The sequence below is a fragment of the Vibrio sp. R10-SG3-ISO10 genome (assembly GCF_059834185.1).
Map to the genome: position 1 here is coordinate 1 of NZ_JCBDHG010000028.1, position 16104 is coordinate 16104.

Genomic DNA, 16104 nt, shown 5'->3' on the forward strand with positions numbered 1-16104 from the left:
AGGCGAAATCGATCGCAGTGACAGTTGGTATCAACTTGCTAACGATATCCATGGAACATTGCTGATTGGTAAATCGGGTGATTACTTGATTGAAGTGTCTGCGAGTTTAGGCATTCTGCTGTTGGTAAGCGGCATTTATCTGTGGTTACCAAAAGATAACGCCACTAAGGCGGGTTTTCTCAAAATACGTATGCGTAGTGGTTCGCGTGTTCTAATGCGAGATCTCCACGCCAACTTAGGGGGAACACTTTCGATCGTTTTACTGCTGTTTCTGCTTTCCGGTCTTGCATGGGCAGGGGTATGGGGCGCCAAAATGGTCCAAGGTTGGAATACATTCCCTACCTATTACACGTGGGGGGAGAAACCGCAATCTTCTTTAATTCACGCAAACTTAAACCACGGTAGTGAGGAAGAAATGCCTTGGAACTTAGAACTCGCTGCAGTGCCTGAATCGCAAGGGCATCATGGGGGTCACCACGAGCATCATTCTGCTCAACCTTTCGATATCTCTCAGAGCGTAGGAATCGATGACATCATAAGCAAAGCAACATCACTCGGCTTCACCCAATTTAAAGTCTACTTACCTCAATCTGAGACTGGCGTTTACACGGTATCTGCTAACTCAATGGCGGGAGATGTTACTGACCCAAGAAAAGATAGGACGACACACTTTGACCAATACACTGGAGAAGTGCTCATTGATGTTACTTGGGATGACTACAATGTTGTCGCTAAGTTGATGGCCGCTGGGGTTTCACTTCACCAAGGTGATTTAAGCATCGTAAATAAATTGCTGAATGTTTTCTTCTGTTTAGCGTTTATCGTTATTTCAGTTACCGGGGCTTTGATGTGGTGGGTACGTCGCCCGTCTAATCAGAATAAGTTGGGTGTGCCAGCCCGTTTCGAACAAGACGGTATTTGGAAGGTTGGCGCCGCAACCATAATATTGGTGAGCGTTCTTTTCCCTTTGGCTGGCGTGACCATCGTTAGCGTGTTAATCCTAGATACCTTGCTCGTAAAACGAAGTCCAAAATTGAAAGCCTATTTGTCATAAAGAACAAGCCCCGATTTCGGGGCTTGTTCTTATCTTGCGCTCAACTGTTGCGTCATGTAATCAATAAATCCACGCAATCGGGCTGGCATGTATTTGTTTTGCGGGTATTGCATGGCGATTGCGCCATGATAATTACTTTTTATCGTCCAATCAGCGAGTACAGGAATCACTTCGTTGTTTTCAATCGCCTCTGAGACAACAAAGTCATGAAAAATGCCAATACCTAGCGCATTTTTAACGCCCGTCAATCGCATCTGTGAATGGTTGACCGCGTAACGACCTGAGACTCCCACTGAGTGATACTCGTCTTCTTTAAAGAAATCCCATATATGATCGCTGTCGGTTTCTGCGAGGTAGAGGCAATCGTGTTCAGTCAGTTCTGTTGGGTGTTTAGGCATCCCTCGTTTGGCAATGTAGTCGGGGCTGGCACAAAGAACTAAGTTGGTTTTACTGACTTCTTTGAGTACCAAGTTCTCGTCAGGCTTATCCGTCAGTTTAAACGCAACATCAATACCATCACGGATTAGGTCGATTTCACCATCTGCCGCGCGCAATTTTAGCTGTATTTCAGGGTACTTTTGTAAAAACGGTACAACATGGGGCTGTAATACGGAGTTTAAGAATGCTTCAGGCGCTGCAACTGTTAATGCGCCGGACATATCTTGATGGTCTGTTGTCGAGAGTTCTACAGCGCGCTTTGCCGCATCTACCATCACTAAAGCTTGGTCATACACCTGTTGACCAGAGTGGGTGATAATCAACTTACGCGTAGTGCGCTCGAACAATTTGACGGAAAGGGATGTCTCTAGTCGCGTTACCAATTTGCTAAGTGCAGAAGGGGTCACATCGAGAATCTTAGCCGCAGCAGTAAAACTCCCTTCATCAACGATCAGAATAAAGCTCGCTAGATCGGGAAGTAGCGCAATCAACTTCGTATTCTTCATTTCAATGGCTTCAAATAACTATTTATAGCCATTCTATACCCTATAAATGTGACGGTCATCATTAAAAGGCGTTATTTGTGCCTTAGATTCAATAATGTTTTTCCAACTAACGGGATAATGAAAAACACGTGCTTGAATTACACTTACAACATCAGATTTTGGCTCTAGCAATCGGCTAGAACCTTACAATAAGCAATGCGCATAATAACTAGGAAGGAATTTGAAATGTCTTCTGCATTCTACGAACAGATTCAAACCCAAATTGAAGAAGTAAAGGCTGAGGGTCTTTACAAGTCAGAGCGTGTGATTACGTCTCAGCAGCAAGCGGCTGTTAAGATCTCTACTGGTGAAGAAGTACTTAACTTCTGTGCAAACAACTACCTTGGTCTTGCGAACCACCCAGAGCTAATTGAAGCGGGTAAGCAAGGTATGGACGTACACGGTTTCGGTATGGCTTCTGTTCGCTTTATCTGTGGTACACAAGACATCCATAAAGAACTAGAACAAAAACTGTCTAAGTTCCTAGGTAAAGAAGATACGATTCTTTACACCTCTTGTTTCGATGCGAACGCAGGCCTATTTGAAACCATTCTAGGCAAAGAAGATGCAATCATTTCTGATGCTCTTAACCACGCTTCAATCATTGATGGTGTTCGTCTGTGTAAAGCTATGCGCTTCCGCTACTCGAACAACAACATGGAAGAGCTAGAGCAGCAACTTATCGCGGCTAAAGAAGCGGGTGCTCGTCATATTCTTATCGTGACTGACGGTGTGTTCTCTATGGACGGTGTGGTAGCAAACCTACCAGCTATCTGTGACCTAGCAGATAAGTACGGCGCATTGACTATGGTTGATGATTCTCACGCTGTTGGTTTTATGGGTAAAACCGGTGCGGGCACACACGAATACCATGATGTTGTGGACCGCATCGACATTATTACAGGTACGCTAGGTAAAGCGATGGGTGGTGCTTCAGGTGGTTACACATCTGGTAAAGCGGAAGTCATCGATTGGCTACGTCAGCGCTCGCGTCCTTACTTGTTCTCGAACTCAGTTGCGCCGGCGATTGTTAACGCTTCTATCCGCGTTCTTGACCTTCTAGAGCAAAGCGGCGACCTACGTGACCAACTATGGGAAAACGCAGCGCATTTCCGTACGCGTATGGAAGCGGCAGGTTTCACTATGGGGGGTGCAGACCACGCAATCATTCCAATCATGCTTGGCGACGCTAAAGTAGCGGCCGAGTTTGCAGAGCGCGCTCTTGAAAAAGGTATCTATGTTATTGGGTTCTCATTCCCAGTCGTACCAAAAGGTCAAGCGCGTATCCGTACACAAATGTCAGCAGCACACTCACGTGAGCAGCTAGACCGAGCGATCGATGCATTTATCGAAGTAGGTCGTGACATGGAGATCATTAAATAATGAAAATCAAAGCACTATCAAAACTTAAGCCTGAAGAAGGCATCTGGATGACAGAAGTGGACAAGCCAGAGCTTGGTCACAATGATCTTCTTATCCGTATTAAGAAAACGGCAATCTGTGGTACTGACGTTCACATCTATAACTGGGATGAGTGGTCGCAAAACACAATCCCTGTGCCTATGGTTGTCGGCCATGAATACGTCGGTGAAGTGGTAGGTATTGGCCAAGAAGTTCGCGGTTTTGAAATTGGCGACCGCGTATCGGGTGAAGGCCATATTACCTGTGGTCACTGTCGTAACTGTCGCGGCGGCCGTACACACTTATGTCGTAATACTGTCGGCGTGGGTGTTAACCGTGAAGGTGCGTTCGCTGAATATCTTGTTATTCCTGCATTTAACGCATTTAAGATCCCTGAAGGTATCTCTGACGATTTAGCCTCTATCTTTGACCCGTTTGGTAACGCTGTTCATACGGCGCTGTCTTTTGATCTTGTTGGCGAAGACGTATTAATTACCGGCGCAGGTCCTATTGGTATCATGGCGGCAGCAGTCGCTAAACACGTAGGTGCTCGTCACGTTGTCATTACTGACGTGAACGAATACCGCTTAGATTTAGCTCGTAAAATGGGCGTGACTCGCGCAGTAAACGTTGCTGAGCAAAAGCTTGAAGACGTTATGGAAGAGCTTGACATGACAGAAGGCTTTGATGTTGGTCTTGAAATGTCTGGCGTACCTTCTGCGTTCAACTCGATGCTTAAAACAATGAATCACGGTGGCCGTATCGCACTACTAGGTATTCCACCATCAGATATGGGTATCGATTGGAACCAAGTAATCTTCAAAGGTTTGGTGATCAAAGGCATCTATGGTCGTGAAATGTTTGAGACATGGTACAAGATGGCTTCACTAATCCAGTCAGGTCTAGATCTAACGCCAATTATCACTCACCACTTTAAGATTGATGATTTCCAACAAGGCTTTGACGCTATGCGTAGCGGTAAGTCAGGAAAAGTTATCCTAGATTGGGAGTAGGGAGATACTAGGTTGATTATGGCATTTTGCTAGCTAACTGGTTATCGGTTACCCGGACAGTGAATAGTAACAAATAGCCCTGATTTCCACCTAGAAATGACCCAAGAACTGAATGACGCCTCGAGTTAAATCGAGGCGTCTTTTTTGTATCCAGCAATAGTGCCTTGTAGATTTTCCCATTTCTAGTTAACGGGTTATTCGAATAAGGGACTTAATCGAATCACTACATGAGTTGAATAATTTAGTTATTCAAATCATAATATGAGTTGAATAAGAGCAATTTTCAAATCAAGGTGTTGTTATGTGGATCTGGGAGCAAACAAATTGGCCTCACTTTTGTTGGGATGAAACGGCCGTAGATCCTTTGCTTAGGAAGACACGACTAAACCAAGGTGTCTTACTGGGTAGGATGACTAGCCAGCCTCATGATCAGAACCAAAGTATGCTCGATACCTTGTTAGCCAACATAGTCCATTCTAGTGCGATAGAGGGTGAAAAACTGAACGCATTTTCAGTTCGTTCTTCGCTCGCGAACAAACTCGGTTTGACAGAAGAGCGTCCTTTCCCAACGACGGAACAAACAGATGGGCTTGCCGAGATTATGCTTGATGCCGTCGATAATCTTGATGCGCCTCTTACCTTAGAAAGAATCCTACATTGGCACGATAGACTTTTCCCTGAAGGCTACACGCTGTTCAACCCTGTTGTTGGCGGTCAACTCAGAGGGACTGCGCCCATGCAGGTAGTATCGGGGAGAATCGATAGACCAATTGTTCACTTTGAAGCACCGGGGAGAGAGAGGCTTGATAAGGATCTTGAACAGTTCGTCGCTTGGTTCAATCATTCAAGGCAAGACTCGACTTTGGATCCATTGCTTCGAGCGGCCATCACACACCTGTGGTTTGTTACTCTGCATCCACTCGATGATGGTAATGGGCGAATCACGCGTTTGTTAACCGATTTAGCTCTAGCTCAAGCGGATCAGCAATCAGTTCGTTTTTATGCGATGTCAGTAGGCATACTTGCAAATCGCAAAAGCTACTATGAAATATTAGAAAAAACGCAGAAGGGTGATGTCGATATTACCGACTGGGTAGTCTGGTTTCTCGACGTACTGAATGAAACCTTTGATGAGGTCTTAAAAGAGATTCAACAAACGGTATTTAAAACCAATTTCTGGCGAGATGTCGATCAGACTCGGCTAGGGGCAGAGCAAGTGAAAGTTCTAAATAGAATGCTTGACGGTGACTTTGCTGATGGTATCAATACCTCCCAGTATCACAAAGTGGCGAAAGTCAGCAAACCTACAGCGACTCGTCATTTAACTGCGTTAGTAGAGCAGGGGTGTTTAGTGAAATCAGGTGCGGGACGAAGTACTCGGTATGTGCTTGCTAAGTAAAGTTAAAAACAGCGTAAACTCTCATAATAATTCATTGATATTTATATAGATTTCAAATCCTTTGCACCTGCTTCCAACTATTGTAGGTAATCATAGTTTTCTATCTGTTCATGGCATTTCTCACCAACGTATTATGGCAAATCAACGTTAGTGAAAGATAGGAATAAAAATGAACAAAACACTATTATCAATTGGCTTAGCAACAGCGCTAGTCGTTACTACTGCACATTCAGCACAATGGAGTTATGAAGGAGATACAGGACCAGAGCACTGGGGAAAGTTTGGAGCAGAGTGTGAAACAGGGAAGAACCAAAGCCCAATAGACGTTAAAGATCAAGTAGCAGCAAACATCGCAGAGTTAAATCTAGATTATTCTGGACAGGTCACAGCACTGACCAACAATGGACATACGCTACAAGGAGTGGTTGAAGGAGATAATACTTTCACTGTTGATGGCAAGGCGTTTAACCTCGTTCAGTTTCACTTTCATACACCATCAGAAAATCTAATCAAGAGTCAAAGTTTCCCACTCGAAGCTCACTTCGTAAATGCGGATAGCAATGGCAACCTAGCGGTGCTAGCTGTTATGTATAACACGTCTCCAACTAACAATAGTGAAATTACCACTCTACTAGAGACATTACCAAAGTCAGGTGAAACTGTTTCGTTGAATCATTCTATTAACGTAGCGGATATGATCCCGGATACAGAGCACTACTATCGCTTTAACGGCTCACTAACAACGCCGCCATGTTCGGAAGGTGTTCGCTGGTTTGTTCTAAAGCAACCGCAGACTTTAAGTAAGGACCAAACCCAATTGCTTAAACGAGTCATGGGACAAAACAATAGACCGATACAAGCAAAGAATGCCCGTTTGGTGCTAGACAACGAATAAAGAAGCACACAGCGCCAGTTTGATCTGGCGCTTTTTATATATTGTTAAACAGGACTTCTAATCGAAACGTTGCTTTTGCTTCACCTGCTCTTTGCGTATCTTCTTCACGATTCCAGTTGTATTCAGGTATTAACTCGTAAAACAACCAGGAGCGCCAAAAGTTTTGCCTGTATGTGACTGATACATGTGTGTTCGTAATGTAATGAAAAGGTCGATTGGTTCCTGTGGTGCTTACTTGATAGCTAAGTGCCTGTTGGTCAGATATATGCTGATAGAGCGTTAAACCTGTACCCACTTCCCAACCTTTAATATCACTTTCATACAGGGCGTAGTTGCTCCAGCGAAGCAAAAACTCACGATTTATCGAATAATCTAAGTCAATATCGGTAGATTCACCCGTAACGCTTTTCTTCTGATATAACTTTTGAGTAACGCGCAGTAACCAATCGTCACTAATGGGGTAGGTATATCGAAAACGTCCTTCGATACCTGGTTTCGCATTGACCTTAAGGTTAAAACTATAGCGTTCTTTACTCAGCCAATCGTACCTAAGACCAAGCGTATTCTCTGCATCTTCGCCAGTTTGAGGAAACAGGTCGAATAGGCCGTCTTCTTCGTCTGATTCGAAGACCACTTTTAAACGCTTGGTCACTTTCGGCAAATGAAACCGTGCTTTGAATCGAGTCTTAAACTTGTATCCTTTACCCTCGACATACGAGAAGTCATTTCTCCAACGGACGGTGCTACCAGCTCGCGCGTCTTGATCGGAACGCTCATCAACGAAAAAACTGTCGAACCAGATCGCAGGCTCGCAAAGCTTGGTATTCACATAGTTAAAAGCTGAATCAAGGATTTGAGCGCTATCAGGCTGGCTATGGCAATCGGAGTAATCGATTTCACCATCGGCGTACGTTGCTGCAGATAAAAAGGTAGAGATGAGAACTAGGTAGCGCAATTGACTAATACATTCTGGGGCTTAGAGATAGAGTATGTCGAAAACATATTCAGAAGGTCAATACTTTATCGAATCACGGTAATAAATTCATAGAGCCAACCTAATAACGGTTGGCGAAATCTTTATTTACCTTGAGCTATCTGTGCGTACTGGCGTAGCAGATCGGTCAGCGTCGTTACCCATTCAAGAGCATTTTGTGGGGACTGTTTGACAATAATTTCAACGTGATTGCAATGAGTCTCGAGAGGGATCGCTCGTTCAAGATGAAAAGAAACCGAGTAGAAATGCCACAATAACAAGCGCTGCATACGCTCAATATTTTGTTTCTTGCTTTCTGATTCTTCAAACAGAGCAGGGAGCTCGTTAAGCGCGATAGCGCTCATGCGCAACATCGCGTCGAATTGCGCTTCTTGAAGCTTATCATCGTCTTCAGCTTCATCTAAATCAAAAGTAAAAAGCTCAGTCATAGATTCCTCTGGCACCAAACGGTGAACCATTCTTAGGCTGAGTTCTTCTAGCTCTTCTCGTGGCATCTGAGTTAAGCAATGATAAGTGTAATCACGTTGCATGCTGGTCTTTTGGCAAAATTAAATGGGTAGGTATTCTAACGATTTTAACAATAATTACTACTTGAAAGCCCAACATAAAAAAGCCCCGCCAAATCTGCGGGGCAATATTCGTTGTGTTTGCTAGTAGCCATTGACGTTGTTAGAGAATCTATTTTTGTTACCAAAAAGTACGTTAAGAATTCTTACTTAAAATTAGATGCTTTCCCTAGAACCGCAAACTTTATGATGAGTTTTGTAATGTATATTGCTCAATACTGTGATCTTAGTTCAATGTTTTATAGCAATAGAGTTCATATTGCCCAAACAGTACAAATGGGAGTTTGAAAAGATTCAGTAGCTATTCATGCATAAGTTTGGTTACTGAGTGAACGGTTGAACGTTTGCGTGAAAATATGTGATGAATATCTCATATCTGGCGCTATAATTTCCGCCCGGTTGAGAGTAACAGCTCTACCAATACAAGCCGTCACAGGGAATGGTGAATGACCCCATGGACCGGACCAGCTGCCTATTCAATGCTTGTAGAGGTAATCTTTAATGAATGTTTTGTTTGGCTTAATCGGTGTAATCGCATTGTTATTGTGTGCGGTTTTACTATCTGAAAGTCGTAAATCAATTAACTGGAAAACAGTGTCTCGTGCGCTGTTACTTCAAGTCGGTTTTGCCGCCCTGGTGCTTTATTTCCCGTGGGGTCAAGCTGCCCTAACAAGTCTAAGTAGCGGTGTTTCTAGCTTGCTTGGTTTTGCCGATGAAGGGATTGGATTCCTGTTCGGTGACCTTGCTAATACAGGCTTTATTTTCGCGGTTCGTGTTCTTCCTATCATTATCTTCTTTAGTGCCCTTATCTCAGCACTCTATTACCTTGGTATCATGCAGAAAGTCATCGAGTTTATCGGTGGTGGTATTCAGAAGTTTCTAGGCACGAGTAAAGCTGAGTCTCTTGTTGCAACTGGCAACATATTCCTTTCTCAAGGCGAGTCTCCACTTCTTGTTCGTCCATTCCTTTCTCGTATGACTCGTTCTGAACTCTTTGCGGTAATGGCCGGTGGTATGGCTTCCGTAGCAGGTAGTGTACTTGGCGGATACGCAGGTTTAGGTGTAGAACTGAAATACCTGATTGCTGCAAGCTTCATGGCGGCTCCGGGTAGCTTGATGATGGCTAAGATCATTGTTCCTGAGCGTGAAACGCCAATCGATCAATCCGATATCGAGATGGACAAAGCTCAAGAGAGCAATGTTATCGATGCGCTTGCAAGTGGCGCGATGAACGGCATGAAGGTCGCTGTTGCAGTGGGTACTATGCTAATCGCGTTTGTTAGTGTGATCGCTATGGTAAACACTGGCCTTGAAAGTTTAGGCGAAGTTGCCGGTTTTACCGGAGTGACTCTTCAAGCGCTATTTGGCTACCTGTTTTCACCGCTTGCATGGTTAATTGGCGTACCGTCAAATGAAGTACTAATGGCGGGCTCATACATTGGTCAAAAGATTGTAATGAATGAGTTTGTTGCATTTATTGACTTCGTTGAGCACAAAGCAATGTTATCTGAACATACTCAGGTCATTGTCACCTTCGCCTTATGTGGCTTCGCTAATATAGGCTCAATCGCCATCCAGCTTGGTTCAATTGGTGTAATTGCGCCAGAGCGCCGTTCTGAGGTCGCTAACCTGGGTATTAAAGCAGTGCTAGCTGGCACGTTGGCTAACCTAATGAGCGCGTGTTTAGCTGGAATCTTTATCTTGCTATAAGCTTTATAAGAACGTTTATAAACCGAACAGGAAACTGTTCGGTTTTTTTATACCCAAAATACTGAAACCTAAAATTACATCATGTATGGCACTGATTGCTTAAAACCTGATTTATAGCAAAAATTCGCTAATCAGAAGGCGTAGGATGTTCTAAGTTCAATCAGAATTATAAGAGATCTTACTATGAATGAATTAGTTCAACGCTTTTTGCGCTATGTAGCTTTTAATACTCAATCAGACCCAGCAAATTCTGTTTGCCCGAGTAGTGAAGGCCAGCTTACGTTTGCCCAATTTTTGAAGACAGAACTGCAAGAACTCGGTTTATCCAATGTATCTTTGGACCACAACGGTTACTTGATGGCGAAACTTCCAAGTAACGTCGATTACGAGGTACCTGCAATCGGGTTTATCGCCCATATGGATACAGCGCCTGACGCGTCTGGTGAAAATGTAAAACCGCAGATAATTGATGATTACCAAGGTGGTGATATCGCACTTGGTAAAGGAGATGAGGTACTTTCACCAATACAGTATCCTGAACTTCATAAATTACATGGTCATAATTTGATTACAACCGATGGAACAACACTTCTAGGCGCAGATAACAAAGCAGGGATCGCCGAGATCCTGTCTGCGATTTCAGAGTTAATTAAAAATCCGGAGATACCACACGGTGATATTTGTGTTGGTTTCACCCCAGATGAAGAAATTGGTCGCGGTGCGGACCTATTTAATGTCGAAAAATTTGGCGCAAAATGGGCGTATACCATTGATGGTGGCCCCGTTGGTGAACTTGAATACGAGAACTTTAATGCCACCAGCGCCGATGTAATTTGTTATGGTGTGAATGTTCACCCGGGTACGGCCAAAAACAAAATGATTAATTCCATGAACATTGCCGCACAATTTCAATTGATGATGCCTGCTACGGAAACGCCAGAATGTACAGAAGGCTATGAAGGTTTCTATCACCTTAAATCAGCCGAAATGTCAGTCGCGAGAAGCGAACTAGGTTATATCATTCGAGATTTCGAACGTGATGCTCAAGAGCAGCGTAAGCAATTCATGGTTGATAAAGTGGCAGAGCTCAATGAGAAGCTTGAACATGGACGTGTAGAACTAAAACTGACTGACAGCTATTTCAATATGAGAGAACAAGTAGAGCCATTCCCTCATGTCATTGAATTAGCGAAAGAAGCCATGATTGCTTGCGACGTTGAACCACAAATTAAACCGATTCGTGGCGGAACAGACGGAGCAAGACTGTCATTTATGGGACTACCTTGCCCGAACATATTTACAGGTGGCTACAACTTCCATGGTATTCATGAGTTCATTTCTATCGAAGGTATGGAGCAAGCCGTCAAAGTAATTGTGACTATTGCAGAGAAAACAGCACTTAAATACCAATAAACACCTAACGTAAACCTGATATTTCATTGAAAATCATATACATTTATTAATATAGATTACTTCAATGGATATCAGGATGAAAAAACTCCTTTTGATCATTACGCATTGTGCGTGTATTGGATTGGGCTTCGCTCTCGGAATTTATGCGTTGCCCATCCTTATCCAACCAACATCTCCAAGCATGAGCGACGTTCAAACCGTTACTAACAACGCAATTTATAACGCCTCATTTCAGAAAGACCGCAAAGACAGTGATTTTCTCCACTGGGGTGAGGGTTCCGTCTCGATCAGTGCAGATAAAGTGGCCTTTGTCGGTGAGTTAGCTCCTGGGCCTGATTATAAACTGTACTTTTCACCAACATTTGTTGAAACAGAGGCAGATTTTAATGCTCAAAAGCAGACGATGGTGCAGGTTGGGGAAGTAAAGAGCTTCGATCGATTTACCGTAAATCTCCCTCAAGATTTTGCTATTCAGGACTACAATACGGTTATTGTCTGGTGCGAGACTTTTGGCGAGTTCATTACCTCAGCGCGTTATAAATAACTCAAACTTGTCTAGGTTCAGAACATCTATTGCAATATTGCATCGCGATACTAGATCTCTCGTGAGATGTGTGGGAAGTTTGTTCTTACGCATGTAAAACTACAAAAATACAAACTAAACAAAGGGGCTTTTGCCCCTTTTCAATAATAGGAGCAGAGCGTGGAGAAAGTACAAGCCGTAATCGATTTTCTTCTAACTCACAAACTCGTTTTCACCGCGTTAATCATTATTCTGATCTCAATTGTTCGCCGAATGGTTCTTTCCATGATTCGTGGAGATGTGGCATTTGTGTCAGAAGAACAACGCAGTTGGATGTCACGAACAAAGAATGGCACCTTTATCACTACCGTGCTTCTACTGTTCATTCTTTGGCAATCAGAGATCAATGAATTTGCACTTTCAGTAACTGCTATCGCTGTTGCAATCGTCGTCGCTTCAAAGGAGATCATTCTTTGTTTCACAGGATCGATTCAACGCGCGAGCTCGCGTTCATTCCGTATTGGCGATTGGATTGAAGTCGGAAAAATCTGTGGTGAAGTCATCGAGCACAATATGATGGCAACGGTCATCCAGGAAATTGATTTGCATCACGGCCAGTATCATTACACAGGTAAAACCGCGACGTTACCAAACAGCATGTTTTTTACCTATCCAGTAAAAAACCTCAACTTTATGAAGCGCTATGTGTACCACGATTTTTCTATCGTTGTACCCGAATTTGTTAATCTTTATCCATTGATCCCGACGATGCTAGAAAAGATCGATGGACACACAAGTTACTTTTATGAGGTGGCGACGCGCTACAACACGGTGATTGAAAAGCACGCAGGTGTCGATTTACCAGGAGCAGAACCTCACATTCATATTACTAGCGGCAGCACAGGCGAGCAGATTGTTCACTTTATGCTGTTCTGCCCAACGGATAAGGCAACACATCTAGAACAAGAAATTCGTGCCGACTTTATGCAAATCTATGAGGAGCGATTTTCAAACGAAAAAGAAGTAGAAAAAGTATAAGACAATGTCAGGAGGATAAATGATTAAGCAAGTAGGGAACACACCAATACAATCCAAACATAAGGCGAGTTGCCACTGCGGTGCGGTTGAATTGGAGCTTAGCCTACCAAATGGAATTGAGAAGCCCCGCCGCTGTGATTGCTCTATATGCCGTAGAAAGGGAGCTATTGTCGCGTCGGTTAAGTTAGATGGTATTCGCATTCTCAAAGGTGAAGATAAGCTTAAGCTGTATCAGTTTAATACCAACACGGCTAAACATTACTTTTGTTCGAACTGTGGGATTTACACCCACCATCAAAGGCGCTCATTCCCTGACGAATATGGCTTTAATGTCGGCTGTTTAGAAGGAGTCAATCCTTTTGATTTAGGTGACATTGTCACGCATGATGGCGTTAATCATCCAGCAGATCGTTAATGAATTGAATCACCCTAGAATTTCAGCAGCAATCGTGTTGATAAGCATTTGTTATCGTCACATTCAAATGTTTAATTAGAACAAACCAAAAACTTCAAGTATGGTGCGTTCAATTGCCAATATGAACTTAGTGGTCTATTACTCACAGTTTGAACACAGCAAACGGATAGACCACTTCATTAAGGAATTTCTGTGTCTTTGGCAACACATCGCTTATCACAAGCGCTACTGCAATTTCATAAAATTTGGTTTGATTCCTTAATGAACGAAAATCTCATCTGTCCTTTTGTAAGCTCAGAAGAAACTAACAAGCTATTTCACGATAAATTACACGTATCACTTAATGCGCGTAGAGCTCTCCTCTGTCAGGGTGAAGAGAAAAGAGCCTATTTGCATATCAAAGAGCTTCAACAATCCGGTGAATTCATTCTCTACTATCAACCTCAAATGAATATAGAGAGACAATGCATAACGACTCTCGAAGTTTTAATTAGGCACAGATCATCGACAGGGCTCATTACGCCTCCGACATTTTTGCAAAGCTTTGCTAAGTTGGGGCTAATACCGGAAGTCGATACCTGGGTCATCAAAAGAGCGTTGCAGGAAGTGTCACCGTTAGCGGTCGTTCCCGACTTTAAAGTTTCGCTCAATGTCTCGCCGCAAACCTTCCTTATCAAAGGGTTTGCTGACTCCGTACTTTCGATGATTGACCAAAGTGACCTCCAGTATCATCAAGTTGAATTAGAGATCACTGAAGATGTGCTGGTTCAAGACGAAAACCTGATGCGTAAAGTGTTCACCAAGCTAAAACGTGCAGGTGTAAGCATTGCACTAGATGATTTTGGCGCGGGGTATTCCTCTATTGGTAACCTAATCAATTATGAATACGACAAAGTTAAAATCGACCGCTCGTTAGTGACTAACATTGGCAATAAAAATGGTAGAGAAATGTTCCGTCTTACAACCGACTTAGTCAGACTTTATGGTGCGGAAATTACCGTAGAAGGGGTAGAGACAAAAGAAGAACTTGAGTTCATTTCAAGCTTGGGCATTGCGTCGATACAAGGGTATTACTTTTACAAACCGATGCCATTTGAACAAGTGCGTTCGCAGCTATTATTCTGCTGAAGCTGCAAAGCCAAGACTAGAGAATAAACACCTAGTCTTGGCTAGCTATAAACTAAGCGTAGTACTTCTTTTTCATTCTCAGCGCTACATTAACTAGTGCAATAAGAACCGGTACTTCAATCAGTGGGCCAATCACACCCGCAAATGCTTGTTCAGAGTTAAGACCAAACACAGCAATACTAACTGCAATCGCTAATTCAAAGTTGTTACCAGTTGCTGTAAATGCAATAGAGGCATTCTTATCATAATCGATCCCCATTTTCTTACCGACAAAGAAGCTAACGAAGAACATGACGACAAAGTAAATCGCTAATGGAATCGCTACTCGAACCACATCCATAGGCAGTTCGAAAATCATTTCACCTTTTAAACTGAACATCAGAACAATAGTAGCCAGCAAAGCGATCAAGGTTATCGGTGAGATACGTTGAAGAAACACCTCGTTATACCATTGTTCTCCCTTTAACTTAGTTAACCATTTACGACTGAGAAAACCAGCTAAAAACGGTATACCAAGATAAATCAAAACGCTTTCTGCAATGTCGATCATCGAGATATCGACGTCAAATCCTTGGTATCCCAGTAAAGGAGGAAGAACAGTGATGAAAAGCCATGCCATAAAGCTGTATGTTACAATTTGGAATGCACTGTTCAATGCAACCAGAGCAGCACCGTACTCTTTGTTGCCGCCGCCAATGTCATTCCAAACTAATACCATTGCAATGCATCTTGCTAAACCAATAAGAATGATACCGACCATGTAGCCCGGTTTATCGCCTAAGAATACCAAAGCAAGGACAAACATTAGGATAGGGCCAACAATCCAGTTCATAAACAAAGACAACTTGATTGCTTTTTTGTCCTTTCGAACCTTACCTAACAAACCATAGTTAACCTTCGCCAACGGAGGATACATCATTAAGATTAAGCCAATAGCAAGCGGGATATTAGTACTTCCGACGGACATGGATTCATTCCACTGTGCGACTTCAGGAAAAGCAACACCCACACCTATACCAATAGCCATAGCAACAAAAATCCATACCGTTAGGTAACGATCTAAAAAGCTCATGTTGTTGGCCGCCGATAGCGCCGTGCGGTTTGTTGCGATTTGTTGATTCATTGCAACACTCTCATTCGTTTATCGTCGAATGACGATTGTAAGGGATTAAAAAATGGGAAGATAATATCTTCCCGCATGTAAGTTAACTGTTAACTAAATATCGACGCGTAACGATTTGAAAACTGTTCAATTTCCGCTTTATCAACACGATAGCAGACTTTAGGTGGTATTGATTCCGCGCTAATAAATCCAGCTTGTTTAAGGATTCGTAGATGTTCAGATACGGTAGATTGCGCTAAACCGAGCTCTGAGACTAGATCGCTATTTAAACAACCACCCAGCTTTTCTAAGTTTAAAAGAATCTTCACGATACGGACGCGAGCAGGGTGAGACAAGGCTTTCGCTTGTGTCGCGAACTTCTGTTCTAGCGCCAGATCTTGCTCTGAAGATTCGAAAGCTTTTGTATTGGCGCTACTGCACGGATTAGACATTTTCTACTCACTCTATAG

At 43.1% G+C, this 16104-nt stretch carries 16 protein-coding genes; 11 read left to right on the forward strand and 5 right to left on the reverse strand.

Features of this window, described 5'->3' with window-relative positions:
* Positions 1-1054: PepSY-associated TM helix domain-containing protein (locus AC6R16_RS22515; protein WP_500675775.1), on the forward strand; the 1054-nt coding region annotated here is incomplete at its 5' end.
* Between the two features lie 29 nt (positions 1055-1083).
* On the opposite strand, the gene AC6R16_RS22520 is transcribed toward AC6R16_RS22515, so the two are convergent.
* Positions 1084-1998: a LysR family transcriptional regulator gene (locus tag AC6R16_RS22520; RefSeq protein ID WP_500675776.1), complete on the reverse strand. Its 915-nt coding sequence runs from the start codon at positions 1996-1998 to the stop codon at positions 1084-1086.
* A 225-nt stretch (positions 1999-2223) separates the two neighbouring features.
* On the opposite strand from AC6R16_RS22520, the gene AC6R16_RS22525 reads away from it, so the two are divergent.
* From AC6R16_RS22525 to AC6R16_RS22540, 4 genes are all read left to right on the forward strand, one after another.
* On the forward strand, positions 2224-3420 hold the full coding sequence (locus AC6R16_RS22525; protein WP_239855288.1) for a glycine C-acetyltransferase: 1197 nt from the start codon (positions 2224-2226) through the stop codon (positions 3418-3420).
* The gene (gene tdh, locus AC6R16_RS22530) at positions 3420-4451 is read left to right on the forward strand and encodes an L-threonine 3-dehydrogenase (RefSeq protein WP_500675777.1); all 1032 of its coding nucleotides are present in this window, start codon (positions 3420-3422) and stop codon (positions 4449-4451) included. The genes AC6R16_RS22525 and tdh overlap by 1 nt, the downstream gene beginning before the upstream one ends.
* A 301-nt stretch (positions 4452-4752) precedes the next feature.
* Positions 4753-5850, forward strand: a complete 1098-nt coding sequence (locus tag AC6R16_RS22535) for a Fic family protein (RefSeq protein WP_500675778.1) — start codon at positions 4753-4755, stop codon at positions 5848-5850.
* A 169-nt stretch (positions 5851-6019) separates the two neighbouring features.
* The gene (locus AC6R16_RS22540; RefSeq protein WP_500675779.1) at positions 6020-6745 is read left to right on the forward strand and encodes a carbonic anhydrase; all 726 of its coding nucleotides are present in this window, start codon (positions 6020-6022) and stop codon (positions 6743-6745) included.
* A 34-nt stretch (positions 6746-6779) separates the two neighbouring features.
* On the opposite strand, the gene AC6R16_RS22545 is transcribed toward AC6R16_RS22540, so the two are convergent.
* Both AC6R16_RS22545 and AC6R16_RS22550 read right to left on the reverse strand, forming a co-directional pair.
* On the reverse strand, positions 6780-7700 hold the full coding sequence (locus AC6R16_RS22545; protein ID WP_500675780.1) for a hypothetical protein: 921 nt from the start codon (positions 7698-7700) through the stop codon (positions 6780-6782).
* A 122-nt stretch (positions 7701-7822) separates the two neighbouring features.
* Complete coding sequence (locus AC6R16_RS22550) at positions 7823-8269, reverse strand: exoribonuclease R (RefSeq protein ID WP_500675781.1); 447 nt, start codon at positions 8267-8269, stop codon at positions 7823-7825.
* A 537-nt stretch (positions 8270-8806) separates the two neighbouring features.
* On the opposite strand from AC6R16_RS22550, the gene AC6R16_RS22555 reads away from it, so the two are divergent.
* The 6 genes from AC6R16_RS22555 (at position 8807) to AC6R16_RS22580 (ending at position 14532) form a co-directional block, all read left to right on the forward strand.
* A complete protein-coding gene (locus AC6R16_RS22555; RefSeq protein WP_500641030.1) occupies positions 8807-10015 on the forward strand; it encodes a NupC/NupG family nucleoside CNT transporter in 1209 nt (402 codons plus the stop codon).
* 183 nt (positions 10016-10198) lie between these two features.
* Positions 10199-11428, forward strand: coding sequence for a peptidase T (pepT, locus tag AC6R16_RS22560; RefSeq protein WP_500675782.1), 1230 nt, complete (start codon positions 10199-10201; stop codon positions 11426-11428).
* Between the two features lie 76 nt (positions 11429-11504).
* The gene (locus AC6R16_RS22565; protein ID WP_004742705.1) at positions 11505-11972 is read left to right on the forward strand and encodes a DM13 domain-containing protein; all 468 of its coding nucleotides are present in this window, start codon (positions 11505-11507) and stop codon (positions 11970-11972) included.
* A 159-nt stretch (positions 11973-12131) separates the two neighbouring features.
* Positions 12132-12989: a mechanosensitive ion channel family protein gene (locus tag AC6R16_RS22570; protein WP_500641032.1), complete on the forward strand. Its 858-nt coding sequence runs from the start codon at positions 12132-12134 to the stop codon at positions 12987-12989.
* A gap of 19 nt (positions 12990-13008) precedes the next feature.
* On the forward strand, positions 13009-13404 hold the full coding sequence (locus AC6R16_RS22575) for a GFA family protein (protein ID WP_004742707.1): 396 nt from the start codon (positions 13009-13011) through the stop codon (positions 13402-13404).
* Between the two features lie 261 nt (positions 13405-13665).
* The gene (locus tag AC6R16_RS22580) at positions 13666-14532 is read left to right on the forward strand and encodes an EAL domain-containing protein (RefSeq protein ID WP_500675783.1); all 867 of its coding nucleotides are present in this window, start codon (positions 13666-13668) and stop codon (positions 14530-14532) included.
* 52 nt (positions 14533-14584) lie between these two features.
* Here the strand turns inward: AC6R16_RS22580 and arsB are convergent, their stop codons facing one another.
* Positions 14585-15655 carry an ACR3 family arsenite efflux transporter gene (arsB, locus tag AC6R16_RS22585; RefSeq protein ID WP_500675784.1) on the reverse strand — a complete coding sequence of 357 codons (1071 nt, stop codon included), beginning with the start codon at positions 15653-15655 and terminating at the stop codon, positions 14585-14587.
* 89 nt (positions 15656-15744) lie between these two features.
* The gene (locus AC6R16_RS22590) at positions 15745-16086 is read right to left on the reverse strand and encodes an ArsR/SmtB family transcription factor (protein ID WP_004742710.1); all 342 of its coding nucleotides are present in this window, start codon (positions 16084-16086) and stop codon (positions 15745-15747) included.
* Positions 16087-16104: the final 18 nt, after the last annotated feature.